This window comes from Bradyrhizobium sp. 604_D8_N2_3, assembly GCF_051810765.1.
GTDB lineage: Bacteria > Pseudomonadota > Alphaproteobacteria > Rhizobiales > Xanthobacteraceae > Bradyrhizobium > Bradyrhizobium barranii.
The window spans coordinates 5,092,875-5,116,734 of the sequence record NZ_JBPWPM010000001.1; the positions used below are offsets into that span (position 1 = coordinate 5,092,875).

Sequence of the window (23,860 nt, forward strand, 5' to 3'; positions counted from 1 at the left end):
CTCACTTCGACGCGGCGTCGTCCTTGGCGGCTTCCTTGCTATCCTTGGATTCCTTGGCCGGCTCGCCCTTCGCGCGCACGCCCGAGATCATCTGGCGCATCTGCCGCACGCGCACGCCGTCGGAAATCTCGAACTCGATCTGGTCGTCGTCGACGACCTTGGTGACCTTGCCGACGAGGCCGCCCGAGGTCACGACGGTGTCGCCGCGGCGGATGTTCTTCACGAGGTCGGCATGGTCGCGCACCTTCTTCTGCTGCGGGCGCAGAATCAGGAAGTACATGATCACGAAGATCAGGGCGAACGGCAGCAGCGACATCAACATGCTGTTGGTGTCGCCGGCGCCCGCGGCCTGGGCATACGCAGGGGTAATGAACATTCGGACGATCCTCGTGGAAACGGGGGAAAACCGGTCAGGCCCTCAAAGGCGACCGGTTCGGTCAAATTCGCGCGGACTATAGCGGCCATTGCCCCAATTGCAACGCTGCCAGACCGTCGATTTGGCCATCTTGCGGCGCGCCCTCAGGCCCGATAAGGCTGCATTCTCAGGAACTTCGGACATGCCCAAAAAACCAAGCAAAAGCCCGGCCGGCAAAGGCCCCCGTACCCCTGCCAGGATGCCAGCCCGCGTCGCGGCAAAACGTCCCAAGGCAACCCCCAAGGCAGTTGACAAGGCAGTCGCCAAGGCAGCCCCGGACCTCTCCCAGGACCGCATCGTCCGCGCGCTGGAGACGATCGCGGCGCACCTCGCCGCCCAGGGCAAGCCGGCCGTCGAACGCGAGTCGTTCGAGCGGGCGGACGCCTATGTCTGGCACCCGGACGGCCGCCTCGCTGCGGTGCCGCGGGTCAGCCGCGTCGAGCTGTTCCTGCTGAAGGGCGTCGACCGGATGCGCGACATCCTGATGGAGAACACTGAGCGTTTCGCCAACGGCCTGCCGGCCAACAATGCCCTGCTCTGGGGCGCGCGCGGCATGGGCAAGTCGTCGCTGGTGAAGGCGGCGCATGCCAGCATCAACGCGGAGCGCAAACCGGCCGACAAGCTGAAGCTGATCGAGATCCACCGCGAGGACATCGAGAGCCTGCCCGCGCTGATGGAACAGCTGCGCGCCTCGTCCTTCTACTTCATCGTGTTCTGCGACGACCTCTCCTTCGACGGCAATGATGCGTCCTACAAGTCGCTCAAGGCGGTGCTCGAAGGCGGCATCGAGGGCCGCCCCGAGAACGTCATCCTCTACGCCACCTCCAACCGCCGTCATCTGCTAGCGCGCGAGATGATCGAGAACGAGCGTTCGACCGCGATCAATCCCGGCGAAGCGGTCGAGGAGAAGGTCTCGTTGTCGGATCGCTTCGGCCTGTGGCTCGGCTTCCACCGCTGCAGCCAGGACGAATATCTCGCCATGGTGCGGGGCTATTGCAGCCATTTCGGCATTGAGGTCGATGACGAGGCGCTGGAGCGCGAGGCGCTGGAATGGTCGACCACGCGCGGCTCCCGCTCGGGCCGCGTCGCCTGGCAGTTCGTGCAGGAGCTTGCGGGGCGGCTCGGCGTGAAACTGACGGTGAATTAGCGGTCGGATCGCAACCCGGCTACGTGCCGCCCTTCCCCGAAGGCGGAGGGTCAAGGGCGCGTGCCTCGCTTCGTCACCATGTGCCGGGTCGGCGTGACGGTACTTTCAGGCGCGGCGGGCGAGATCGCAAAGGAATCGCGCGCGAAGGCGACGCTTGCTACGCGCCGGCACTACGGCCTCGGTGGTGGTCACCGGAACGAGCTTCGACGGGGACCAGGTGCCACCGGTTGCCCGCGTGTTGCAAAGAATGATCAGCAAACTGACAGCCGCAGCTTGATTGCTGCTAGTATTTTCTGACGATGGGCTTTGTCGTCGGAGGTGCTCCGGGCGCGGGCGGCGAGATAGAGAAGGTGACCCAGGTATTCCAGCCTGATGGCCGGTTTTCCGCAGCGAACTCGCCGTAAGCTTTCAAATTGAGATAGCCCTGCATGTCGCCGACCGGAAACAGGAATCCAATCTGGGGGCCGATGCCGACCACTTGGGACTGGAAGCAGCCGACACGGTCACCTGAACCGCTGTCGCAGCCGAGTTCCTTGTAGACATAGCCCACGAGGCCAACCATGACCTGCTTCGACAGGAATTGCGATGCACCCCAGTCGAAGTGCATGTCGACGCCATTCTGATACTGCGTTGCAGTGTTCTTGAAATTGTAGGTGAAGCCGAGCACGCCGGAGAATTCGTGGCCGGTCTGCGGATTGAAATAGGTGTAGCCGCCGCCGACGTCGATCGCGCTGTGTCCGATGCCTATATTCGACAGGCGATCGGATTGGTAAGCGCCAACCGGGATGTCGCCCATGATATAGGTCATGTAGTTGTGGACCCCGGCGTTCCAGCGCAATTGGAATACCGGCGCGACATCCCCAAAGCCCCATGTGGTGTCGCTGATGGTGTCGGACCGCGCGAAGGGGACGTTGTTGCCGAGAGGGCCCGTGAGCACGCCTGACAAGGTGCCTGCCAGGCTGGTGCCGACGACGCCGTAGGCTGCTAACAGGGACACCGACGCCTGGCCGCCGAGAACCGGCGTCGCGAATACATAGGTTGGGATCACAAAGCCAAGATCGCCCGTGGCGTTGACGTTCAAATTCAGTTTTGCGTCGAGGGTAACATTGGCCGGAACCCTGTTGAGCGTGAACTCGCGCGCACGCGCGACGTCGGCGCCGGCGGAGACAGAGGTGTGATAGTAGATGTTTGCCAGCGACCAACCCGGCTGCTGCGGCGCGGCCGCCAGACTTCCAAAGAAACCGGGGACCCAGAAGCTGACGCCGCCTTCATCGGCCAACGCACAATGGGAAAAACCAATGATCGCGGACGTCAAGACGAATGCAGCAACGCCAAGTCTGCGTCGACGTGCTGATTTCGATCGCTCACTCTGCTCCGCCGCCGCCAGTGCAATGCTCACTGTCATGTCGTGCCTCGTAAGATGTGTTACCTCCGAATACAATCCGGCGACAGCGTACCCCCGAGGCGATCGGGGCTCATCATGTAAAATTCAACGGGGATAGATCTATCGCAAGAAAGATCAATGCTGCGACCAAAGAGCCACATTCGGTAACCCAAGTCCGATCGGGCGCCACGGCAGATCTACTGCAACCCTCTCATAGCTGGAAATGTTGGGTATGCAGTTTGTGCCACCGATTCTGTTTTCGGACCCCCACCAACGAGTGAGAAAAAAAGCTCGCATCGCCGTTCGCCGGCGTCTCTTGCTGCAACGCGATGCCAGCCGTTGTTAGGTCGCATATTGAGCCTCGCGACTGCTTATTGGTAATCGAGTGTGACCAAGAGCAAAGTTGCCAGACGATGAACCTCAAGCTCACGCTCGTCGGCGTCGTTCTAGCGTCAGTCTTCGAGGATGCCGTCGATGCTCACGCCAGAAGCGATTACGCCAAGGCCCTGTACGGCCAAAGCGTGGGGAAGCCGGCTACGCAGCAACCTCCTCGCTAGCCGAAACTTCTATTGCGGTGCTGATGACCGCCATGGGCACAAATTCCAATGCATCACTGCCAGATCGCCCAGCGCGTTCTCAAACAGGAGACGATCGCAAAGTCAGACAACAATGTTCACTTAAAGAACACGAAGCGGCACGAAGATCCTCAATTTCGTTGTGACCGAAATGTCACCTGCATCGACATAGCAAGCTAGGCTTGATCCAGATCAAACAAGTTGATTGGTCAGAGACCTTCTTGGTCATATGTTTGCGAGTTGTGGCCGACCTTGAGGAGGCGACGGTGCAGAAAGTTTTCCTCATTTGCATCGCGGCAGGATTGTTGAGCGGACCCGCTCTTGCGTCCGACCTGCCCGTCAAAGCTCCGATATACAAAGCACCAATCGTAGCACCATTGTATAATTGGGGAGGGTTTTATGTTGGTGCCAACTTCGGTGGAGGATGGTCCAACGGCAGCCTGAACATTCCCGGCAACAATCTGTATGGCGGCCTGACCGAATTCGTTGGAGGCGTGCAGGCGGGCTATAACTTCCAGGCCGGCCACTTTCTGTTTGGTGTCGAAGGTGAGTTCGATGGAGCCGGCTTCGGTCATCCGGTCTTTCCTGCTCCGACATTAGCCTTTGTAGATCAGCACTGGATCGGCACCGTAGCGGGCCGTGTCGGCCTCGTGGATGATCGATGGCTCGTATTCGCCAAGCTTGGCGGCGGCTGGGTCAACAGCAGCGCTACTTTGAACCTCCCCGGCGCCGCTTGGAACGGGACCAGCACGAACACCGGCTGGTTGGCGGGCGCTGGCATCGAATACGGCTTCAAGTCGCATTGGACCGTCAAACTCGAATACGATTATCTTGGGCTATCGAACTGGCGTTCTCCCACCGTCCCCTCGGTCGCTTTGAACCGCGACCTTCAAATGGTCAAAGCTGGCATCAATTATAAATTCGAAAGCGGCCTTCCCGCGGAGGCCGAGGCGCCGAAGCATTCCCACGAGCCTTCAGACGACGAAGATCTACAGAAGAAATCACAAAACCCGATCGCGGATTTGGTCAGCGTGCCGTTTCAGAGCAACACCAATTTCAATACCGGACCCTTCAATCGCACCCAGGAAGTACTCAACATTCAACCCGTCGTGCCCATGCATTTAAACGATGACTGGAACGTGATCTCACGTACCATCATTCCGTTGGTGAGCCAGCCAAGTCCGTTCTTCGACAGTAGCACCAACGGGATTGGCGACATTACTCAATCGTTGTTTGTGTCCCCCGTGCATCCCGGGCCGCTGATCTGGGGCGTGGGACCAGTCTTCACCGTTCCGTCCGCAAACGATCCCATCCTCGGGACCGGTAAATTCTTGTTCGGCCCAACGGCCGTGTTAGTGGTCACGCCGCCACATTGGGTGATCGGTGTATTGCTCAATAACCAGTGGTCGGTCGGCGGCAATCCACTGCGACCGCCCGTCAACGCCTTCCTCGCCCAGCCCTTCGCCAACTACAACATGGCGCACGGCTGGTACCTGAACACGTCACCCATCATCACCGCGGATTGGCTCGCGGCGTCGGGGGAGCGGTGGACAGTGCCGGTCGGCGGCGGCATCGGTCGGGTTTTCAGAGTGGGTGATCAACCGATCAACGCATCGATTCAAGCCTATTACAACGTGATACGTCCGACTGGCGCTCCGGCCTGGTCCCTGCGAACTACTGTCGCGTTGCTGTTCCCGGTTAATTGACACGGCAACCTGGCGCGCAACGAGACTTGTGTCTCGGTGTCCGAAGTGGATGATCGCGTCCTTTGTACTGTGGGCGGACAACTTCCCGACGCCGCGTAATACGGTCCACCTCGGACTCGGTTCGGTTCAGAACAAATCTCCGATTGGCAGAATACATCCGAGGTCAAGATCGCCCCGGAATTTGCGTGGCGCCACCAACAGCTAGTTCAACGCAGAATCGTCACACCATGCGTCTGCAATGCCTCGATGATACCGTCGAAGATCAGCGCAACGCCCATCGCAGAGACGAAGAAGCCAACTATTCGGGTGATAGCATCGATCCCCATTGCGCCGAGCTTGTCGAAAAGTTTCCCGGCATATGCCAGACACAGGTAGGTGACGACCATCGTCGCGAAAATAGCCGCGACGATCGCTACGAAGGAGGCCAGTTCCGCTGATGATCGCTTAATCGTGGCAGTCATGCCGAGGATGGTGGCGATAGCGCCTGGTCCGCACATGAGCGGCATCGCAAGCGGCACGAAAGCTATGTTACCGCTCTGATCCGCGCCGCTGGCCGGAATCACGCCACCGGAAGCGGATGGTGAAAATAGTTCAAAGCCGATCTTCATCAGGATGATCCCGCCGACGATGCGGACCATGCTCAGCGGCACGCCGAACAAGCGTAGGATCAGCGTTCCGAAGATCAAGAAAAAGAGAGATAGAAGCAGCGCATAGAGGCAAGCTTTCCATGCCACCTTGCGATGTGTGGCGGCGTCCTTGCCTTCCAGCATCTTCAGATAGACCGGCAGGACCTCGAACGGATTTATTATCGCGAGCAAAGTCGCGAACGTACCCACGAACAGCGAGAGTTCATGACCCATTATGCCTGCGCCTCACCCCTTCTCCGGGTGCTCGACTTCGGTGAAAAGGCTCCCCTGTGCCGCACCTGAGCCTGCGCGGCCGCCGCCGGCACCGCGGAGCACCCATGCTGCACCCACTGCGAGAACTGCACCCACGAGTGGACCTGCGACATACACCCAGTAGCTCGTGAAGTCGGTCGCGATCAAGTTCGGGCCGAACGTGCGCGCTGGGTTCATCGACGCTCCCGAGATAGGGCTCCCCCACAGCCCGGCGAGTGCGATGTACGCGCCGACGCCGATCGCGCCGATGATCCCGATGTTCTGAGCGCCTGACGCCGTGCCGAGAATGACACTGACGAGACCGAGGGTCAGCACGGCCTCCATCAGGAACGCATCGGACGCGGAGTATCCCGACGCGGGATAGTTCGACCCGTAGCTGGCCGACACGTTGATCACGGCGTGCAGGAACAGTGCCGCGAGCGTCGCCCCGATCAACTGCACGACGATATATCCCGGTACGCGACGCCATGGGAAGTCGCCACGCACCGAGAACGCGATACTGACCGCGGGATTGAGATGAGCGCCGGACACCCTGCCCATGAAGAGGATGATCGCCATCACCATCAGACCGGGTGCGACGACCGCAGCGGCACGGCTGATCGTGCCGGGAAAGGCCTGCCCCATCATGCCGCCACCGGCGGCCACGAGGACGAGGAAGAACGTTCCGAGCAGCTCCGAGAAGAGGCGGCGCCACTCTTGGTTCGGATCGTGGAAGTCGTTTAGCGACGCGACAAGCTCGTGATCCAGATGGCTCAGTGTTCTGTCGGCCTCTGTTTGCGCCATGAGCTACTCTTTCCTCTGGTCGATGCCGCTGTCCGTTAGCCTCTCGCACCAAGCCTGCACGGCTCGTCGGGTCATCGGCGCGCTTGCGGATTTCGCGCGCTGGATAAGCATGCCTTCAATCCTCCAAGACGGGACCACACCAGCCGGGCAGGTAGCTCGCCTCCTCTTTTTGGGCCAATTGCAGGGCTTGCTCGAGGGCTTCCTCGAAGCGGGTCTCAACGGTTTTGCGCTTGACCTGTCGACGCAAAAAATCCGCCCACAAGAACTCGCTGAACGGCGTCGTGTCCTTGGCGTACCCGCCGGCGCGCCGCAGTTCGCCCGCCAACGAGCGGAACGGATCGTCAATAAGCCCGGCCAAGGTCTTCGGCAAATCCTTGTAAGGGCGCAGACGGCCCTCGTCGTCGTACGAATGCATCCAGCTTTGATTGTCCAGGACGAACCAGAACGAATCGGGCTCCAGCGTCCTGAGGTTTTTCACCACGGTAACCAATACCTCTTCGACCCCTTCTTCATGGAGCGCACGCGCCAGGTGGTGATGATCGATGACGTAGTGGCGGTCCTTCGGGCCAAGCACGACCGGGATCATGTGCTTGCCCAAGAACTCGGCTCCTTTCTCTTTGCTCTCGTCGCGCCAGCGCTTGCGCTTCTCCTTGACCTCCCGAATGCCGACCGTCATCTGGGTCGGGCGCAGGTCTGCGATCGCAACTGGCTTGAGAATGGGTTCACGGTCCGACATCGTGCAGACTTCTTTGATCACTAGTCCGAAAATGTTCGCTTTTAGAAGACGTCGTCGCCTCGTCAGCAACCGACCGCGAGGCCAGCCGCGTCCGGTCCGTCCCGATCACCGGACATTCTCAGCGCCCGTCGGCAAAGCCCGCCTTTATAACAACGACCCTTCGTTGTGCTCACGGTGGACTATTCCATTGATCTGGATCAACGGTCGGCCAAGACTCTTGGCGCACGCCCGTACCGGGGCTACACGGACATGATGGCGCTTCGTGATTGTGGTCGATGACGATGCGGCCATCCTGAAGCGTATGGCGCATGCTGTTCGCAGGTTTAGCTTCGAATAGTCAATTCGAGGGAGTCTGACCATGAACATCACTCCCACCATGCGCGCATTGGTATGGTCGACCTCCGTTCTGGCTCTCTCACAATTGGTCCGACCTTCGCCCAGCAGATCTCGGGAACGCCGGGCTCATCCAGCGCCACGACGACGATAGACGGCAAATATCTCCCAAACCCGCCCGCGCCGTTCGGCGGAACGATCAATATGGATGCCAAGGATTCCAAACCCTATTGGCCACCGACCGTGGTGCCGCCCAAGGGGGCGCCCAACGTCCTGCTGATGTCCTCCTTGCGTTAACAGCGGACGTCCGCGCCTCGAACGCGGTGCCGCAGGCGACAAAGATGGTCGGTGTGGAAGTCCGGAATGCGTTGGGTGCCTCCTGCCGGTAACCATGTCCACTGGCTATAGCCGTCCAGATGGCACTTATGGGTCCTTAGAGGATATCAGTCGAAGGCAAAGACGCGCTTCCAGTCCTTCTTCATGTCGACGACCGCCCACTTGTTGACGGCCGCGGCATCGAGAGCGACATCGAGCTTCCCGAAATGCGACTGGCGGTCGTAGGCATATTCACGTTCCGCATCGGTATGGTGGACGATCAGGCCGAACCGCGCGCCACTGGCGCCGAGCGTCGTCCATTGCAGCATTTCGAGATCGCCGTCGGAGTTGCCGAAGGCGGCGATCGGACGCCGGCCAATGTGCTCGTTGATGCCGATCGGCTTGCCCGCCTTGTCGTCGATGAAATTGATGTCGGGCAGCCGGAAGAGCGTTGGCGCACCGTCCTTGATCTCAAATCGGGTTTTGATCGACGATCCGACCACCTGCTCCGGAGGTATTCCGTAGATCCGCTCGGTCCAGGGCCGCATGAATTCGATGCCGCCGCCCGACGCGATGAAGGTCTTGAAGCCGCTGGCTCGGAGATAAGCGAGCAGTTCGAGCATCGGCTGGTAGACCAGTTCAGTATGCGGCCGCTTGAAGCGGGGATCGCGCGCGGTCGCCAACCAATCCGTGACAATCTTCTCGAACTCTGCCGTGGTCATGCCGGCATGTGTCACGGCGATGATTTCGACCAATCCTTTTTCGCCTGAAGCCGCAAGCGCCTTCAGGTCGCCGTCCAGCACTGCTGCGAACGGCTGCGTGGTCTTCCATTCCGGATGCATTGGCGCCATGGCCTTCACGCGGTCGAGGGCGAAGGCCAGTTGCACATACATCGGCTGCTCGACCCATAGTGTGCCGTCATTGTCGAAGGTCGCGATGCGCTGCTCGACCGGCACGAAGAAAGGCCCGCCTTGCGTCGTGACCCGCGCGACGAAATCGAGGATCGAAGCCTTGGTCGCCCCCTCGTTCCAGGACGGGAGTGGATCGCGGGCCTGTGCCAGCGCGGAGGTGGAGCGGAGTGAGGCGGAGAGCAAGGGAAGGACGGCCAGTGACGAGAGCAGGATGCGGCGATCGATAGCAGGAAAACGGATGATCGGTTTCAAGGTCGACTCCTTTCCGCTGCCAAGCGGGCGCACAGGAGTTCGGTGCGCCCGCCATGAAACCAGTCGATGCCAGGCGCTACTTGCCCACCGCCGCCCGGGCCGCCTCGATTTTCGCCTTCACGGCATCGAGGTTGAAACTCGCGCCCTTTTGCATCGGCGGAAACTCGATCGCCGTCATCGCCAGCTTTTCCACCTGCTGCTGAACAAATACAAAGCGCCAGAATTCGTATTTGAACCAGTCGAAGTATTGCTGCGCGCCTTCTTTACTCCCGTTATCGGGCCAGCCCGTGCGCTCGAATGGATCGAGGCGAAGATTGGTCAAATAGGGCACGTCAACCTTGGTTTTTTCGCCGAGCCAGCCTTTTGGCTGGTCGATGAAGCGATACTTGAAGTCGTCGATGCGCACGGCACCGAGTTCGCTCTCTCCGAAGTAAAAGATTTCGTGCCGGTTCGACGGCCCCTTGCCGGTAATCATGTCCATCTGGTTATAGCCGTCCAGATAGCACTTATAGGTCGTGTCACCGATCTGTTTGCCCTTCTGCAGCTCCTCTGCAATGTTCGGGTTGCCGGCGGCCGCCAGCAAGGTCGGAAACCAGTCCAGACCGGAAATGATGCCGTTCTCGACCTTGCCGGCCGGCACCTTGCCCGGCCAACGGATCATGCAGGGCACGCGGAAGCCACCTTCCATGACGGTGCCTTTGCTCTGCGCGAAAGGCGTCTGCCCGCCATCAGGCCAGGTGAAGACCTCGGTGCCGTTGTCGGTGGTGAAGACCACGATGGTGTTGTCGTCCACGCCCATATCCTTGAGCTTCTGCATCACCATGCCGACGTCGTCATCGAGCTGCGCCATGCCGGCTTCATGTATCGACCAGCCGTTCTTGGAGTTGCGCGTTCCCTCGTACTTTGGTGAAAGATGCGTGACGATGTGCATCCGGGTCGGGTTGAGCCATAGAAAGAACGGCTTGTTGTCGGCCTTGGCCTTCTCGATGAACTTCAGCGCAAGATCGCGAATTTCGTCATCTACGGTTTCCATTCTCTTTGGATAAAGCGTTCCGGCATCCTCGATCCGCTGTTTGCCGACCTTGCCCCAGCGTGGATCCACGGTGGGGTCGTCCACGGCGGTCGCGTATGTATGGAGCATATTGCGCGGACCGACGACGTTCAGCAGGTCCTGCGGGTAATTCGGGTGCGCGGGGTCTTCCATGGCGTCGAGGTGATAGAGGTAACCGAAGAACTCGTCGAAGCCATGCACCGTCGGCAAGAATTCATTCTTGTCGCCAAGGTGGTTCTTGCCAAACTGGCCGGTGGCGTAGCCCATTCCTTTCAACGCGGTGGCAATCGTCACCGCCTGCGCGGGTATGCCGATGGCAGCGCCGGCCTGGCCGACCGTGGTCATGCCGGTGCGGATTGGCAATTCACCTGTGATGAAGTTGGCGCGACCTGCCGTGCAGCTCGCCTCGGCATAGTAATCGGTGAACAGCATGCCTTCGGCGGCGAGCTTGTCGAGATTGGGCGTCCGGCCGGCCATCAGGCCGCGGTGATAAGCGCCGATATTCCACATGCCGATGTCGTCACCCATGATGAAGACGATGTTCGGCCGCTGCCCGGCTGGCGCGGGTGACGGTGTTGGTTGCTGCGCATGCGCAGAACTTGTTAGCCCGACCGCGGTGAGTGCCGAAGCGGCGACAAGAGAACTCCCGCTCAGCAAAAGATCGCGGCGTTTCATTCCGTTGCCCGATTGCGGAGTAGCGTCGTGGGAATCTCCAGGCGGAAGCTTATTGCTCATGACGTACTCCTCCCGTTGTTACGCAATTGGCTCTGTTCGCTTGACGCATCGGAAGCCGGCGTGGCTTGTGGAGGTGGCGACCGGCCCGACGCGGCCTCTTTGATCACTTGCTCGCTATTCCGTGGGCGGGCGCCCCAACGCGGAGCGCCCGCCCACCGCACATTCTACTTGCCAGCGTGCGACTGCATGGCCTTCTCGATCTGTTCCTTGACGGCTTCGAGGTTGAAGCTCGCGCCCTTCTGCATCGGCGGAAACTCGATCGCCGTCTGGGCGAGCTTGCCGACCTCCTGCTGCACGAACTGGAACCGCCAGAACTCGAAAACAAACCAGTTATAGAATGCCAACGACCCCTGCGCGCCGTTGGGCAAGTTCGTGCGTTCGAACGGATCAAGCCGAATGTTGGTGAGGATCGGCCAATCAACCTTGACCGTGCCGCCTAACCAGCCGCTCGGCTGATCGGTGAAGCGATATTTGAAGTCGTCGATGCGCACCGCGCTCAGTGTGCCCTCAGTGAAATAGAAGACCGAGTGGCGGGCAGACGGGCCCTTTCCGGTAATCAGGTCCATCTGGTTGAACCCGTCGAGGTAGACCTTGTAGGTCTTGCCGGCGAGTTGCTTTCCTTTCCTCAACTCGTCGGCAATATTCGGATTGCCGGCGGCGGCGACGAAGGTCGGGAACCAGTCGAGTCCGGAGATAATGCCGTTCTCGACCTTTCCCGCCGGCACCTTGCCCGGCCAGCGGATCATGCAGGGCACGCGGAAGCCACCTTCCAGGGCCGTTCCCTTGCCGCCCGCAAATGGCGTCTGTCCGCCATCAGGCCAGGTAAAGTTCTCCGCGCCGTTGTCGGTCGTGAACGCGACGATCGTGTTGTCGTCGAAGCCCTCGTCCTTGAGCTTCTTCATGACGGCGCCGACGATATCGTCCAGTTGGGCGAATCCGCCCTCCGAAACCGACCAGCCGTTGTCGGAGTTGCGCATGTTCTCGTACTTCTCGGAGAGGTGCGTGACGACGTGCATACGCGTCGGGTTGAGCCAGACGAAGAACGGCTTGTTGTCCCGCTTGGCCTTGTCGATGAAGTCGAACGTAATCTTCAGGATTTCGTCATCCACCGTCTCCATCCGCTTTGGATAAAGCGGTCCGGAGTCCTCGATCTTTTGCTTGCCGATCTTGCCCCAGCGCGTCTGCACCGTCGGATCGTCGACGTCGGTCGCCCAGGAATGAACCATATTGCGCGGACCGACGGTGGCCAAGAGCGCTTGCGGGTAGTTGCGGTGGGCCGGGTCTTCCATCGCGTCGAGGTGGTACAGATAGCCGAAGAACTCGTCGAAGCCGTGCATGGTCGGCAGGAATTCGTTGAGGTCGCCGAGGTGGTTCTTGCCGAACTGCCCCGTGGTGTACCCCATGGATTTCAATGCGGTCGCGATCGTCGGCGCCTGCGCCGGCATTCCGATCGGGGAGCCGGCCTGGCCGACCGTGGTTAGCCCGGTGCGGATTGGCAGTTCGCCTGTGATGAAATTGGCGCGGCCCGCCGTGCAACTCGCCTCGGCGTAATAGTCGGTGAAGCGCATGCCTTCTGCGGCGAGCTTGTCGAGGTTTGGTGTCCGGCTCGCCATGATACCCTGGTGATAGGCACCTATATTGAACCAGCCGATGTCGTCACCCATGATGAAGACGATATTCGGCCGCTGGCCGGCCGCTGCGGGGGCTGGAGCCGGCTGCTGCGCGTGTGCCGGCGTTGTCAGCCCGACGGCCGAGAGCGCCGAAGCGGCCACAAGCGAACTGCCGCTCAGCAGCAGATCGCGGCGTTTCATTCCGCCGCCCGATTGCGGCGCAACGTCGTGCGATTCTTCTGGCGGAAGCTTGCTACTCATGACGTGCTCCTCCTGTTGTTATGCAATTGGCTCTGTTCGCTTGATGCATCGGAAGCGGACGTGGCTTGTGGAGGTGCCGACCGGTCGGGCGCGGCCTCCTTGATCACTTTGCTCGCTATTCCGTTGGCGGGCGCCCTATGTCGGGCGCCCGCATCACCCGCAAGCATCCGAGCTACTGGCTCGCGTGCCCCTGACCCTTCTTGAGCTGTTCCATGACCTGATCCAGGTTGTAGCTCGCCGGATCCTGAAGCGGGGGGAACTCCTTGTAGGTTTCCAGCTCCTTCAGCCACAGGATCTGGCCGATGGGCAGCAGGTTCCAGTCGTAGATGTAAGCCGTGACCGGCCCGGCGAGCGCGCCGCTCATCCAGAAAGCCGCCTTTTTCTCATCGCCCCAGCCCGTCTCGAATGGATCGCGCTTGAGGTTTATCATGCCGGCCACGAACTGGGTCTGGACTCCCGGGAGCACGAAGCCCGTCGCGGTTTCGGGCGCGATCGCGAAATACATCTTCCAATTCTTGTAGCGCACCGCCGACGGGTGGCTGCTGGAATAGTAGAAGAAGGTATCGCGCGCCGACTTCTCCGAACGTCCCGAGAGGTACTCGGTCTGGTCGACGCCATCGAGCCTGGTCTTGACGATGCCCGGATAGGCACCGGCCATGATCCGCTTGTTCAGCGCATCGCCCTTGGCTCCGCCGGCGATGTTGACAAGCGTGGGCAGCCAGTCGAGCGACGCGAAGATGTCGTTCTTGACCGTTCCAGGCTTGATGACGCCCGGCCAGCGAATGACACAGGGAGCGCGCATGCCGCCTTCCCAGGTGGTCATCTTCGAGCCCTTGAACGGCGTCGTGCCGCCGTCCGGGAAGGTGAACGTCTCGGCGCCGTTGTCGGTGGTGAACACGACAATCGTGTTGTCGAGTTGGCCCATGTCCTGGAGCTTCTTCAGCACATAGCCAATGTTGTCATCCATCTGCTTCATGCCGGCTTCGTTGACGCCCCAGTCCTTGCCGCCGGGTTCGCCGACCATGGCCATGTACTTGTCGTTCAGCACGGTGGTGACGTGCATGCGCGCAGGGTTGTACCAGACGAAGAAAGGCTTGCCCGTCGTCTTCGGATCGTTGCGGTCGAGGAAGTCGATGACCTTGGCCGAGATTTCCTCGTCGACACCCTTCGATCGCTCGAGTGTCAGCGGGCCCTGATCGACGCACTGCTGAGTCCTGCCTGTACCATCGGACTTGCACGCCAGCACGTTGCGCGGAGGCGTCAGGCAAACCGTCGTTTGCGGATCGACCGCGCCCGGTACTTCCGGGATGCCGGGGATCGGCGTATTCTTGCAGGGCGGGGCAACCGTCTGCTGGGTGGGGGACTTGTTGATGTCCGGGAAGCTCACGCCCTGCATCGCATCGAGGTGATACAGGTAGCCCCAGAATTCCTGGAAGCCGTGCGCGGTCGGCAGCGCGTCGGTGTGATCGCCGAGATGGTTCTTGCCGAACTCGCCGGTGTTGTAGCCGAGATCGAGCAGGAATTTGGCGAGCGCCGGGGTGCCGGGCCGCAGATAGGACGGGCTGCCGGGCAGTTGCGGGGGGATCATGCCGGTGCGTAGCGGATTCATGCCGGTGAAGAAGGCATTGCGACCGGCCGTGCAGCTCTGCTCGGCGTAATAGTGCATGAAGATCGCGCCTTCGTTGCCGATGCGATCGATGTTGGGCGTTTCGCCGACCATCAGGCCGCGGTGGTAGATGCTCGGCTGCATCCAGCCGATGTCGTCGCCCATGATGAAGAGGATATTGGGTTTCGGTGCCGGCTGTGCGGTCGCCGGCGTGCTGGCTGCCCCGGACAGCGACATCAATATCGTCGCGCCAAGCAGCGAGGCGCAGGACCTCTTGTGGCAACGGGACGTCTTGAACGGTGGAATTGCGGCAAAGGGTGGCTTGTCATTGAATATGCAATTCAACATGGCCTCGCTCTCCCATTATGATGCGTTAGAGACACCTCGCCTGATGCACCGAAATCCAAGGTGACTCGTGGATGTGTCGATCGGCTCCGCATGCCGCGCAGCCGGCCGGTAGCGTCTGCAGTAGTTCGGCGCGCACAAATGCGAGCCGCCTTTGATGACCTTGCGTGGAATCTTGACGTTGGTCGTTCTGGGGTCGTAGCTGTCGGCCTCGCGGCCGCCGCGCGGGTTCTCTGGAATGCAGCAGGCTTTTGCAGCGTCGGCCTCATGCCGAGGCGAGTACCAGTCGGACGTCCATTCCCAGACGTTGCCGATCATATCGTGCAGCCCGTAACCGTTCGGCGGAAATGCGGTGACCGGCGATGTCCGTTCGTATCCGTCGTCCCTGGTGTTCTGGCGTGGAAATTCGCCCTGCCAGGTGTTGGCCATGTGACGGCCCCCGGGCGCAAATTCATCTCCCCATGCGAACTCGGCGCCGTCCAGTCCGCCGCGCGCCGCGAACTCCCATTCCGCTTCGGTTGGCAAATCCTTGCCGGCCCATTTTGCGTAGGCGAGCGCATCGCTGAAGGCCACATGCACGACGGGATGATCGTCCAGCCCACGGATGTCGCTGCCCGGCCCGTAGGGATGCCGCCAGTTCGCGCCTTTGGCGAAGGTCCACCACTGGCTGAAGTCCCGGAGACTGACCGGATGCGAGGGCGGAGAGAACATCAGCGAGCCCGCATAGACCATGTGCGGGAGTATTCCCGGATAGTCCTTTGGATCGGGCACGATCTCGGCAACGGTGACGTGGCCGGTAGCCTTGGCGAACGCCTTGAATTGCCGGTTGGTCACTGGATGGCAATCCATCCAGAACGCATCCACGGTGACACGGTGGACCGGCGCTTCTTCCGGATAGTGCCGATCCGAACCCATGTGAAACGTGCCACCCGGCACGAACAGCATCCCCTCACCTGTTGGATGCTGGTACGATTGTCCGGAATCAGGCGGCGATTTCGTATCAGCCAGCTTCATGCCGAACTCCGGACCCGTGCGTCATTGGCCTGCGCTGCTACGGACACGGAACGCGAGGCTTCCAGGTTGATCTAAATCAAAGGGTGTCCCGGTCGGGTTATTCGCGATGTTGCCGGGTCCGGCCTGCCATGTCCGCTGCGCCATCGAAACCGAAGCAGCTTCAGGACATTAGGACATTTCACCGGCAGCCATCGGCTACTTTGCATGGGGTTGTTTTTCGAAAATTGATTGTCCGGACACAAAGGCCTCAGTACGCCACGGTTCGAGGCAGCTTCTCGGCTTGGCAACCGCCGCCTCTGGAATACTGGATCGCCCGCACCAGTGCGCAATGCGCACAAGGCGGGCGATGACAGCATACTCGTGGTGATTGCGTGCCCTACTCTGCGGGCCCGCGCCTCACGCCCCGTTCAGGAATTGAAGCGGGTCAACCGGGCTCGATCCCTTACGGATCTCGAAGTGGAGCTGCGGCGACGCCACCTCCCCGGATTGACCCGACTTGGCAATGACCTGACCGCGCTTGATGGTATCGCCGCGCTTCACCATCAGCTCACTCGCATGGGCATATGCGGTGACGTAGCCGTTGGAGTGCCGAACCAGGACCAGATTGCCGTAACCTTTGAGCTCGTTGCCGGAATAGGCGACGACGCCGTCTTCTGCCGCCTTGACCGGCGTACCCTCGGGCACCGCGAGATTGATGCCGTCATTGGACTTGCCATTGGTCTTGGCGCCGTAGCTCGTGACCACCTTGCCGCGCACCGGCCAGCGGAAGGTCGGCAGCGCGCTCGTGGTCTCCGCAGCTTTCGCCGGAGCCTCCGCGGCCTTCTCTTCGACATTGGCCGTGGCCTGGGCCAGACGCGCGCTTTGCACCGGTGCGGCGACAGCGGCCATCTTGGTGGCGGGTGCGGGAGCAACCGCAACGGGCTGCAGCGTCCCCGCGACAGGGGCCGCAGCAACCGGCGCCGCGACGGCGGCGGTCTTGGCACCCGGCACGGTCAGCCTGGTGCCGAGCTTGAGCTTGGCCGACGGAGCAAGACCGTTGGCGCGGGCGAGTTCAGCCGACGAGATGTGGTTCTTGCGGGCAATGCTGGCGAGCGTGTCGCCGTGGTTGACGAAGTGCGTGCTCGGCGGCGCGGCGACAGCTGCAACCGGCTTCGCAGCAGGCGCCATCGCGGGAGCCGCCGCGACAGGAGCCATCGCCGGTGCGGGCGCAGCCGCTGTGGCCGGATGCGGGATGATCAATTGCTGGCCGGGCGAGAGCGCGCGCGGGCCCTTGTAGCCGTTGGCGGCGAGGATCGCCTGCGGCGTGACGCGATAGCGCTTGGCGAGCACGTCGAGCGTGTCGCTAGTGCCGACGATGATCTTGGTCCCGCCGGCCGGCTGGGCGGCCGCGACCGAGCGCGGCGGCACGGTGGCCGTGGTCTCAAGATGCGGCTGTGCCGGGGGCGCGTAGGAGCTGACGCCGCGACCGCCTCCGGACACCCCGCCGCCCGCCGCAACCGGATAGGATTGCGGTGCGGAGACCGCAGGCGGCGGCAAGGGCTGCGACTGATAATAACCGGGCTGCGTCTGCGGCCGCGAATATTGCGGCAGCTCACGCTGCGGCGGCGGTGCCTGCTGCACCGAGCCGGTCTGCTCAGACGCGAAAGGATTGGAGAAATTCGACTGGGACAGCCGCGACTGCATGTCGGCGCTGCACCCTGCGAAGCTGAACGAGATCAGCGCCAAGACCGCAACCTGCGGCACGCGGCGCGAGTAAAGCAACTCGGCGACTACAGACATGGTTACTCACTCGTACGCAACAGAACTGGTCTTTTAAGTAAACACGTCGCGAGTAAATAACGGCTTAACCCTCCCAATAAGATGTTGGCGGCACAGCCGATCCGGAAATCTACAGCTCCCGCGCCACCCCGGGCAGCGCCGGCACAAAGCGGACCTCGACGAGTTCCTTGCGCTCGATCCCGGCTTCGGTCCGGCTGAAGCGGACCAGCGTCTGCACACCATGGTGCGGGCCGATGGGTGCGATCAGGATGCCGCCGACCTCCAGCCGCTCGACCAGGTTCTCCGGAAGCTGCTCCATCGCGGCGGTCACGATGATGCGGTCGAACGGGCCGATATTGGCCGGCAGGTTGAGGCCGTCGCCGAGCATCACCTCGACATTGTGACAGTTTAGCTTTTCGAGCCGGGCGCGTGCCGCCTCCGCGAGCTTGCGGTAGCGCTCGACGGTCAGCACCTGGCCTGCGAGACGCGACAGCACGGCGGCCTGATAGCCCGAGCCGGCGCCGATCTCGAGCACGCGGTGCTTCTTCTGGAGCTGCAGCTGCTCGGTCATGTAGGCGACGACGAAGGGCTGGCTGATGGTCTGCCCGCAGGCGATCGGCAGCGCGCTGTCACGATAGGCGGCGTCGCGATCGGTCTCCTCGACGAACAGATCGCGCGGCACCTCCTCCATGGTTCGCAGCACCGCCTGATCGCTGATGCCCCGGCGCCTCAGCGAGAGCTGAAACATCATCTTTTCCGGCGGGTGCTGATCGGAGGTCATCGCTGCTTATCGTCTCGTCGGGTCCGGGGCCACGTGTCTCGTTAAGACCCGGGGCAGGAATCCTGTTCCTACCCAGGAACCCATGATAGCCGTTCGGGCGCGGTATTGGACCATAAATCGGCTTGCAACGGGTTGGCTGCAAAGACCATTTTCGGGTGTCCGCTCGCCGAAACGCGCATTGCGTCGATTCGCGTTATCTGCGAACGTTTTCCGCAAATGGGCAAGGACTCAACGACTATGACCGCGACCGGACCTTCGGGCCGCTCTGTATTCCTCGTCGAGGACGAGGTGATGATCAGGATGATGGTCGCGGATATGCTCGAAGAGCTCGGCTACAAGGTGGCTGCCGAGGCCGGCGATATCACCGAGGCCCTGCGGCTCGCCCAGGCGACCGAGTTCGACATCGCCATCCTCGACGTCAACGTCAACGGCAAGGTCATCTCTCCGGTCGCCGATGTCATCAGGGCGAAGGGCTGCCCGTTCATCTTCGCCACCGGCTACGGCTCCTCCGGCCTGCCCGAGCAGTACCGCGACCGGCCGGCTCTGCAGAAGCCGTTCCAGCTCGACGCGCTCGGCAAGACCATCGAAGCCGCCCTTCGCGGCGGCTAGCGATTACTTCAGCGTCGCGCTCAGCGCTTCGGAAAACGCCTCATTGGTGCGGTCGAGCCGTAGCGGCGTGACGGAGACATAGCGCTCGCGCAGCGCCGCCAGATCGGTGCCTTCGGCAGGCGTATCCATCATTGCGGCGCGCTCGAAGCCGATCCAGAAATAGGGATTGTTGCGGCCGTCCCTGCGCTCGTCGATCCTGAGGAAGCCGAGATTGCGTTTGCCCTGGCGCGTGACGCGGATGCCGAGCACCTCTTCCGGCGTACAGGCCGGGAAATTGACGTTGATGACGGTGTCCTTCGGGATGCCGGCGGCGATCACCTTGCGCAGGATGTCGGGTCCGAATTTGAGCGCGGTGTCCCAAAGCGGGCGCTCGCGCGTCTCGACGCTGAACTCCTGCGACAGGGCAAAAGACGGCAGCCCCAGGATGGTGCCCTCCAGCGCGCCGGCGATGGTGCCGGAATAGACCACGTCCTCGGCGACGTTGCGGCCCTTGTTGACGCCGGACAGTACGAGGTCCGGTGGCTTGGTGCCGAGGATATGGCGCGCGCCCATGATGACGCAGTCGGTCGGCGTGCCGCGCACCGCGAAGTGGTTTGGTCCGACCTCGCGCAGGCGCAGCGGATCGTTCAGCGAGAGCGAATGCGACACGCCGGACTGGTCGAGCTCGGGCGCAACGACCCAGACGTCGTCGGACAATGCGCGTGCGATCTCCTCCACGACCTTGAGGCCGGGGGCGTGAATGCCGTCGTCATTGGTGCAGAGAATGCGCATATTAAAAATCGTTCCTGAAGCGGGTCTGAGCCGTCTTATCCGGCCGGGGCCGATCAGGCAAACCGGCCGACTGGGTCCGGGGGCGGGTTCCCAGCCTGGTCCTGCTACCTGCGGATGCGCCATTGCGGCAGGAAGCGTGCGAGCCTGCCTTCCGCGCGCAGCTTCATCGCCGGCACCACCAGGCTCACGACCGGGGCCTCGATCACCCCGAGCGCCTCCAATTGCGCGAGGATCGGGTCCGGCTCCGGCGTCTGCGGAAAGCGTTGGCGCGCCACGGTCAGCGCCTTGTCGAAATCCGCAGCATTCACGCCGGGCTTGGCCCGCCGGCTGCACACGAGATCGTCATCCCAGAGCCGCGCGATCGCGATGTCGAACACACCACGCAGGCGCTGATCGACGGCCTGGATACCGGCACCTGTCACCGCCCATTGTCTGCCGACCCAGAAGATGTCGCGGTGCAAGGCCATGAACAGTGAGTTCGCATTGTCGGATGGCCGGCAGAATAGCCGGCCGCCCGATCTTCGCAACCAAACGTTTCTGCGTGACAGCCGGGCAACACGCACCGGATTCGCGTTCCGATAGAATCGGAAAGGGACTTCAGATTTTTATCTTGTTTGACGCGCTTTCTCGACGCGAACCGGTATCCACTTCGCTCGAAAACGCCCTACTCGCGCGCGACCACCTTCAGTCCGCCCATATAGGGCTGGAGCACGCTGGGGACGGCGATCGAGCCGTCCTCCTGTTGATAAGTCTCCATCACGGCGATCAGCGCGCGGCCGAGCGCGGTGCCGGAGCCGTTCAGCGTGTGCACGAATCGCGGCTTGCCGTCCGGACCGCGCGAGCGGGCGTCCATGCGGCGGGCCTGGAAGTCACCGCAGACCGAGCAGCTCGAGATCTCGCGGAACGCGCCGCCCTCGCCCTGCCCGGGCATCCAGACCTCGATGTCATAGGTTTTTTGCGACGAAAAGCCCATGTCTCCGGTGCAAAGCGCCATCACACGGTAATGCAGATCGAGCCGGCGCAGCACTTCCTCGGCACATGCCAGCATCCGCTCATGCTCGTCCTTGCTGGTCTCCGGCGTCGTGATCGACACCAGCTCGACCTTGGTGAACTGGTGCTGGCGGATCATGCCTCGGGTATCACGTCCTGCGGCGCCCGCCTCCGCGCGAAAGCACGGCGTCAGCGCAGTCAAGCGCATCGGCAGCTGCTTCTCATCGAGGATGGATTCTCGAACGAGGTTGGTAAGCGCCACCTCCGCCGTCGGAATGATGCCGAGACGCTCGGTCCGCAGCCGCTCCAGATCGGGTGCGGCGAGCAATTCGCCCTTGATCGCCCAGAACTGGTCGTCTTCGAATTTCGGCAATTGTCCCGTGCCGAACATGATCTCGTTGCGGACCAGCAGCGGCGGATTGATCTCGGTATAGCCGTGCTCGTCGATGTGCAGATTCAGCATGAATTGGCCGAGCGCGCGTTCGAGCCGCGCCAGCCCCTTCTTCAGCACGACGAAGCGCGCGCCGGAGAGCTTGGCCGCCGTCTCGAAATCCATGTCACCGAGCGCGCCGCCGAGATCGTCATGGGGTTTGGGCGCAAACGCGTAGTTGCGCCGATTGCCGAAGACATGGCGTTGCACATTGCCGTGCTCGTCGACGCCGTCGGGCACTTCGCCGAGCGGCAGATTGGGGATCGCCGACAGCGCCGTGGCAAGCTCCTCGTCGGCGGCTTTCGCAACGGCCTCGAGCTGCGGCATCGTTGTCTTGAGCTCGGCGACCTCCGCCATGAGCTTGGCGGCACGCGCGTCATCCTTCGCCTTCTTGGCGTCGCCGATCTCCTTGGAGGCCGCATTGCGCCGCGCCTGCGCCTGCTCCGAGGCCAGGATCGCCGCCCGCCGCTTCTCGTCGATCGCGAGCAGCGACGCCGACAACGGCTTCAGGCCACGCCTGGCGAGGCCGGCGTCGAAGGCTTGCGGATTGTCGCGGATCGATTTGATGTCGTGCATGGCGGTGGTCCTGGATCAGCGCATAAACCTACAACGGCGAACGTTGTACGTCAGCGCGTTCCCCCTAGCACAGCTGTCATCGCCCGCGAAAGCGGGCGATCCAGTATTCCAGAGGCGCCCGTGATTCCCCGAGAGGCTGCGGCGTACTGGATTCCCCGCCTTCGCGGGGAATGACACCGGTGGACGTGGCGCCCTACTCTGCAGGATTGGCCGGCGTCGACACGTCGGTGCCGGTGGCGGCCTTCGACGCCGCCGCCTTCTTCTCCACCATCCCGACCGCGATGATCGAGCCCTCGTAGAGCAGGAGCAGGGGAATCGCCAGCGAGCACTGGCTCAGCACGTCGGGCGGCGTCAGAACGGCCGCGATGACGAAGGCGATGACGATGAAATAGCGGCGCTTCTCGCGCAGCATCTTCGAGGTCACGATCCCAATACGCCCGAGCAGCGTCAGGATCACCGGAAGCTGGAAGGCGATGCCGAAGGCGAAGATCAGCGACATCATCAGCGACAGATATTCGCCGACCTTGGGCAGCAGCTGGATCTGCGCGGTCTCGTCGCTGCCGGCCTGCTGCATGCCGAGCGAGAAGCGGACCAGCATCGGCAGCACCACGAAATAGACCAGCGCCGCGCCCAGCACGAAGAAGAACGGGGTGGCGACCAGATACGGCAGGAAGGCCTGCTTCTCGTGCTTGTAGAGTCCGGGCGCGACGAACTTGTAGATCTGCGTCGCGACGATCGGGAACGAAATGAAGCCGGCGCCGAACAACGCCAGCTTGAGCTGGGTGATGAAATATTCCAGCAGCGCCGTGTAGATGAACTTCGAATTCTCGGGACCCGCGACCCACACGAACGGCCAGACCAGCACGTTGTAGATCTGCTTGGCGAAGAAGAAGCAGAAGATGAAGGCCACGCCAAAGCCAAGCAGCGCCTTGATCAGCCGCGACCGCAGCTCGATCAGGTGGTCCATCAGAGGGGCTTTGCTGGCCTCGATATCGGCGTCGCTCATGACGCTTTAACGTCCTTGATCGCCTCAGGTGGCGCAGTGTCTTGAATGACCTGGGCCTGCTCGACCTCGCGGGTGATCGCGAGCGGCTCGTTCACGGCCGCATGCGCCTCGGCTTCCACGAAGGTCTCGGGCGTCGGCGCTTCCGGCGTGGTCGGTGTCGCCGGCGTTTCGCCTGAAATCGCCAGCGCTTCACTTGAAGTCGCTTCGACGGCGGTGGTCGCGGAGGTCTCGGCCGGCTTGTCCAGCGCATCGACGCGGAGCGCGTCGCTGACGTCCTTCTGGAGCGAGGTCATCAGATTGTTGCCGGCAAAGCCGGAAGCGGCTTCCTTGACCTCGTCAAAGCTCTTCTTGAGGTCGGCCATTTCGGCCTCGCGCATCGCTTCCTGGAACTGGCCCTGGAATTCGGAGGCCATCTTGCGGGCCTTGCCCATCCACTGCCCGACCATGCGCAGAACGCCCGGCAGCTCTTTCGGGCCGATGGCAACCAGGGCCACGACCCCGATCAGGACCAGTTCACTCCACCCGATGTCGAACATGAGGCCTTCCGTTCACGCCAGCCGCGACCGGCCCAATCCTTCGCGCTTAGGATCGGCGCCGTCACCCGCGTCTCGCGTACGCTTACTCAGACGGCCTTGCTGCCGACGTCGGACCGGGCCGCGGTCGGCGGCGCGGCGGCGTGCTCGATCGACTTGGCCGGCTCGGGCTTGTCGGCGACCTTGTCGTCGTCCTGCATGCCTTTCTTGAAGGCCTTGATGCCCTGGGCCACGTCGCCCATCAGATCCGAAATCTTGCCGCGGCCGAACAGCAGCAGGACGACTGCGATCACCAGGATCCAGTGCCAAATGCTAAGCGAACCCATCC

General features: G+C 62.0%; 21 protein-coding genes and 1 pseudogene. 4 read left to right on the forward strand and 18 right to left on the reverse strand.

The features are described from left to right. Window position 1 precedes the first annotated feature (1 nt). On the reverse strand, window positions 2–376 hold the full coding sequence (gene yajC, locus AB7245_RS24255; RefSeq protein WP_071913636.1) for a preprotein translocase subunit YajC: 375 nt from the start codon (window positions 374–376) through the stop codon (window positions 2–4). Between the two features lie 181 nt (window positions 377–557). Here yajC and AB7245_RS24260 point away from each other — a divergent pair, with 181 nt between their 5' ends. Beyond that, the gene (locus AB7245_RS24260; protein ID WP_085404659.1) at window positions 558–1,562 is read left to right on the forward strand and encodes an ATP-binding protein; all 1,005 of its coding nucleotides are present in this window, start codon (window positions 558–560) and stop codon (window positions 1,560–1,562) included. 283 nt (window positions 1,563–1,845) lie between these two features. Here AB7245_RS24260 and AB7245_RS24265 read toward each other — a convergent pair whose 3' ends face one another. Continuing rightward, window positions 1,846–2,967 (reverse strand): SphA family protein, encoded by a 1,122-nt coding sequence (locus tag AB7245_RS24265; protein WP_245344252.1) that lies wholly within the window; start codon window positions 2,965–2,967, stop codon window positions 1,846–1,848. Window positions 2,968–3,703: 736 nt separating this feature from the next. On the opposite strand from AB7245_RS24265, the gene AB7245_RS24270 reads away from it, so the two are divergent. Then, window positions 3,704–5,227, forward strand: coding sequence for an outer membrane protein (locus tag AB7245_RS24270; RefSeq protein WP_245344251.1), 1,524 nt, complete (start codon window positions 3,704–3,706; stop codon window positions 5,225–5,227). A gap of 206 nt (window positions 5,228–5,433) precedes the next feature. On the opposite strand, the gene AB7245_RS24275 is transcribed toward AB7245_RS24270, so the two are convergent. The 3 genes from AB7245_RS24275 to AB7245_RS24285 all read right to left on the reverse strand — a co-directional run bounded on the left by AB7245_RS24275 (window position 5,434) and on the right by AB7245_RS24285 (window position 7,645). Continuing rightward, window positions 5,434–6,087, reverse strand: coding sequence for a MarC family protein (locus tag AB7245_RS24275; RefSeq protein ID WP_063983123.1), 654 nt, complete (start codon window positions 6,085–6,087; stop codon window positions 5,434–5,436). A 12-nt stretch (window positions 6,088–6,099) separates the two neighbouring features. Beyond that, window positions 6,100–6,909, reverse strand: a complete 810-nt coding sequence (locus AB7245_RS24280; RefSeq protein WP_085404656.1) for an MIP/aquaporin family protein — start codon at window positions 6,907–6,909, stop codon at window positions 6,100–6,102. 115 nt (window positions 6,910–7,024) lie between these two features. Then, window positions 7,025–7,645 (reverse strand): ParB-like protein, encoded by a 621-nt coding sequence (locus AB7245_RS24285; RefSeq protein ID WP_439035044.1) that lies wholly within the window; start codon window positions 7,643–7,645, stop codon window positions 7,025–7,027. Between the two features lie 390 nt (window positions 7,646–8,035). Here AB7245_RS24285 and AB7245_RS24290 point away from each other — a divergent pair. Further along, window positions 8,036–8,260: pseudogene (locus AB7245_RS24290) on the forward strand (hypothetical protein); the annotation flags it as partial. 161 nt (window positions 8,261–8,421) lie between these two features. On the opposite strand, the gene AB7245_RS24295 reads toward AB7245_RS24290, so the two are convergent. The 7 genes from AB7245_RS24295 to AB7245_RS24325 all read right to left on the reverse strand — a co-directional run bounded on the left by AB7245_RS24295 (window position 8,422) and on the right by AB7245_RS24325 (window position 18,617). Continuing rightward, entirely contained in the window at window positions 8,422–9,402 is a 981-nt protein-coding gene (locus AB7245_RS24295) for an HAD family hydrolase (RefSeq protein ID WP_434057412.1), read from the reverse strand. Window positions 9,403–9,532: 130 nt separating this feature from the next. Continuing rightward, a complete protein-coding gene (locus tag AB7245_RS24300) occupies window positions 9,533–11,182 on the reverse strand; it encodes an arylsulfatase (protein WP_201266261.1) in 1,650 nt (549 codons plus the stop codon). Window positions 11,183–11,406: 224 nt separating this feature from the next. Further along, a complete protein-coding gene (locus tag AB7245_RS24305; RefSeq protein WP_085404750.1) occupies window positions 11,407–13,053 on the reverse strand; it encodes an arylsulfatase in 1,647 nt (548 codons plus the stop codon). 232 nt (window positions 13,054–13,285) lie between these two features. Then, window positions 13,286–14,956 (reverse strand): arylsulfatase, encoded by a 1,671-nt coding sequence (locus AB7245_RS24310; RefSeq protein ID WP_085404653.1) that lies wholly within the window; start codon window positions 14,954–14,956, stop codon window positions 13,286–13,288. A 126-nt stretch (window positions 14,957–15,082) separates the two neighbouring features. Then, window positions 15,083–16,078, reverse strand: coding sequence for a formylglycine-generating enzyme family protein (locus AB7245_RS24315; protein WP_085404652.1), 996 nt, complete (start codon window positions 16,076–16,078; stop codon window positions 15,083–15,085). 396 nt (window positions 16,079–16,474) lie between these two features. Continuing rightward, on the reverse strand, window positions 16,475–17,857 hold the full coding sequence (locus AB7245_RS24320) for a LysM peptidoglycan-binding domain-containing M23 family metallopeptidase (protein WP_085404651.1): 1,383 nt from the start codon (window positions 17,855–17,857) through the stop codon (window positions 16,475–16,477). A 109-nt stretch (window positions 17,858–17,966) separates the two neighbouring features. Then, window positions 17,967–18,617: a protein-L-isoaspartate(D-aspartate) O-methyltransferase gene (locus AB7245_RS24325; RefSeq protein ID WP_028152470.1), complete on the reverse strand. Its 651-nt coding sequence runs from the start codon at window positions 18,615–18,617 to the stop codon at window positions 17,967–17,969. Between the two features lie 237 nt (window positions 18,618–18,854). On the opposite strand from AB7245_RS24325, the gene AB7245_RS24330 reads away from it, so the two are divergent. Next, window positions 18,855–19,226, forward strand: coding sequence for a response regulator (locus AB7245_RS24330; protein WP_028152469.1), 372 nt, complete (start codon window positions 18,855–18,857; stop codon window positions 19,224–19,226). 3 nt (window positions 19,227–19,229) lie between these two features. Here AB7245_RS24330 and surE read toward each other — a convergent pair whose 3' ends face one another. The 6 genes from surE to AB7245_RS24360 form a co-directional block, all read right to left on the reverse strand. Further along, window positions 19,230–19,997 (reverse strand): 5'/3'-nucleotidase SurE, encoded by a 768-nt coding sequence (gene surE, locus AB7245_RS24335; protein WP_085404650.1) that lies wholly within the window; start codon window positions 19,995–19,997, stop codon window positions 19,230–19,232. A 104-nt stretch (window positions 19,998–20,101) separates the two neighbouring features. Beyond that, complete coding sequence (locus AB7245_RS24340) at window positions 20,102–20,464, reverse strand: hypothetical protein (RefSeq protein WP_085404649.1); 363 nt, start codon at window positions 20,462–20,464, stop codon at window positions 20,102–20,104. 197 nt (window positions 20,465–20,661) lie between these two features. Then, a complete protein-coding gene (gene serS / locus AB7245_RS24345; RefSeq protein WP_085404648.1) occupies window positions 20,662–21,993 on the reverse strand; it encodes a serine--tRNA ligase in 1,332 nt (443 codons plus the stop codon). 193 nt (window positions 21,994–22,186) lie between these two features. Further along, entirely contained in the window at window positions 22,187–22,999 is an 813-nt protein-coding gene (gene tatC, locus AB7245_RS24350; RefSeq protein ID WP_063983113.1) for a twin-arginine translocase subunit TatC, read from the reverse strand. Beyond that, a complete protein-coding gene (tatB, locus tag AB7245_RS24355) occupies window positions 22,996–23,535 on the reverse strand; it encodes a Sec-independent protein translocase protein TatB (RefSeq protein ID WP_085404647.1) in 540 nt (179 codons plus the stop codon). Before tatB ends, tatC begins: the two co-directional genes overlap by 4 nt. A gap of 86 nt (window positions 23,536–23,621) precedes the next feature. After that, the gene (locus AB7245_RS24360) at window positions 23,622–23,858 is read right to left on the reverse strand and encodes a twin-arginine translocase TatA/TatE family subunit (RefSeq protein ID WP_028156107.1); all 237 of its coding nucleotides are present in this window, start codon (window positions 23,856–23,858) and stop codon (window positions 23,622–23,624) included. Window positions 23,859–23,860 lie beyond the last annotated feature (2 nt).

Bases quoted from the DNA above. Each gene is read 5' to 3' on its own strand.
- AB7245_RS24300 (WP_201266261.1), bottom strand. From the start codon at position 11,182: ATGAAACGCCGCGATCTTTTGCTGAGCGGGAGTTCTCTTGTCGCCGCT.
- AB7245_RS24260 (WP_085404659.1), top strand. From the start codon at position 558: ATGCCCAAAAAACCAAGCAAAAGCCCGGCCGGCAAAGGCCCCCGTACC.
- AB7245_RS24285 (WP_439035044.1), bottom strand. From the start codon at position 7,645: ATGTCGGACCGTGAACCCATTCTCAAGCCAGTTGCGATCGCAGACCTG.
- AB7245_RS24315 (WP_085404652.1), bottom strand. From the start codon at position 16,078: ATGAAGCTGGCTGATACGAAATCGCCGCCTGATTCCGGACAATCGTAC.
- serS (WP_085404648.1), bottom strand. From the start codon at position 21,993: ATGCACGACATCAAATCGATCCGCGACAATCCGCAAGCCTTCGACGCC.
- AB7245_RS24330 (WP_028152469.1), top strand. From the start codon at position 18,855: ATGACCGCGACCGGACCTTCGGGCCGCTCTGTATTCCTCGTCGAGGAC.
- AB7245_RS24340 (WP_085404649.1), bottom strand. From the start codon at position 20,464: ATGGCCTTGCACCGCGACATCTTCTGGGTCGGCAGACAATGGGCGGTG.
- surE (WP_085404650.1), bottom strand. From the start codon at position 19,997: ATGCGCATTCTCTGCACCAATGACGACGGCATTCACGCCCCCGGCCTC.
- AB7245_RS24305 (WP_085404750.1), bottom strand. From the start codon at position 13,053: ATGAAACGCCGCGATCTGCTGCTGAGCGGCAGTTCGCTTGTGGCCGCT.
- AB7245_RS24275 (WP_063983123.1), bottom strand. From the start codon at position 6,087: ATGGGTCATGAACTCTCGCTGTTCGTGGGTACGTTCGCGACTTTGCTC.
- AB7245_RS24265 (WP_245344252.1), bottom strand. From the start codon at position 2,967: ATGACAGTGAGCATTGCACTGGCGGCGGCGGAGCAGAGTGAGCGATCG.
- AB7245_RS24325 (WP_028152470.1), bottom strand. From the start codon at position 18,617: ATGACCTCCGATCAGCACCCGCCGGAAAAGATGATGTTTCAGCTCTCG.
- AB7245_RS24280 (WP_085404656.1), bottom strand. From the start codon at position 6,909: ATGGCGCAAACAGAGGCCGACAGAACACTGAGCCATCTGGATCACGAG.
- yajC (WP_071913636.1), bottom strand. From the start codon at position 376: ATGTTCATTACCCCTGCGTATGCCCAGGCCGCGGGCGCCGGCGACACC.
- AB7245_RS24310 (WP_085404653.1), bottom strand. From the start codon at position 14,956: ATGTCGCTGTCCGGGGCAGCCAGCACGCCGGCGACCGCACAGCCGGCA.
- AB7245_RS24360 (WP_028156107.1), bottom strand. From the start codon at position 23,858: ATGGGTTCGCTTAGCATTTGGCACTGGATCCTGGTGATCGCAGTCGTC.
- tatB (WP_085404647.1), bottom strand. From the start codon at position 23,535: ATGTTCGACATCGGGTGGAGTGAACTGGTCCTGATCGGGGTCGTGGCC.
- tatC (WP_063983113.1), bottom strand. From the start codon at position 22,999: ATGAGCGACGCCGATATCGAGGCCAGCAAAGCCCCTCTGATGGACCAC.
- AB7245_RS24320 (WP_085404651.1), bottom strand. From the start codon at position 17,857: ATGTCTGTAGTCGCCGAGTTGCTTTACTCGCGCCGCGTGCCGCAGGTT.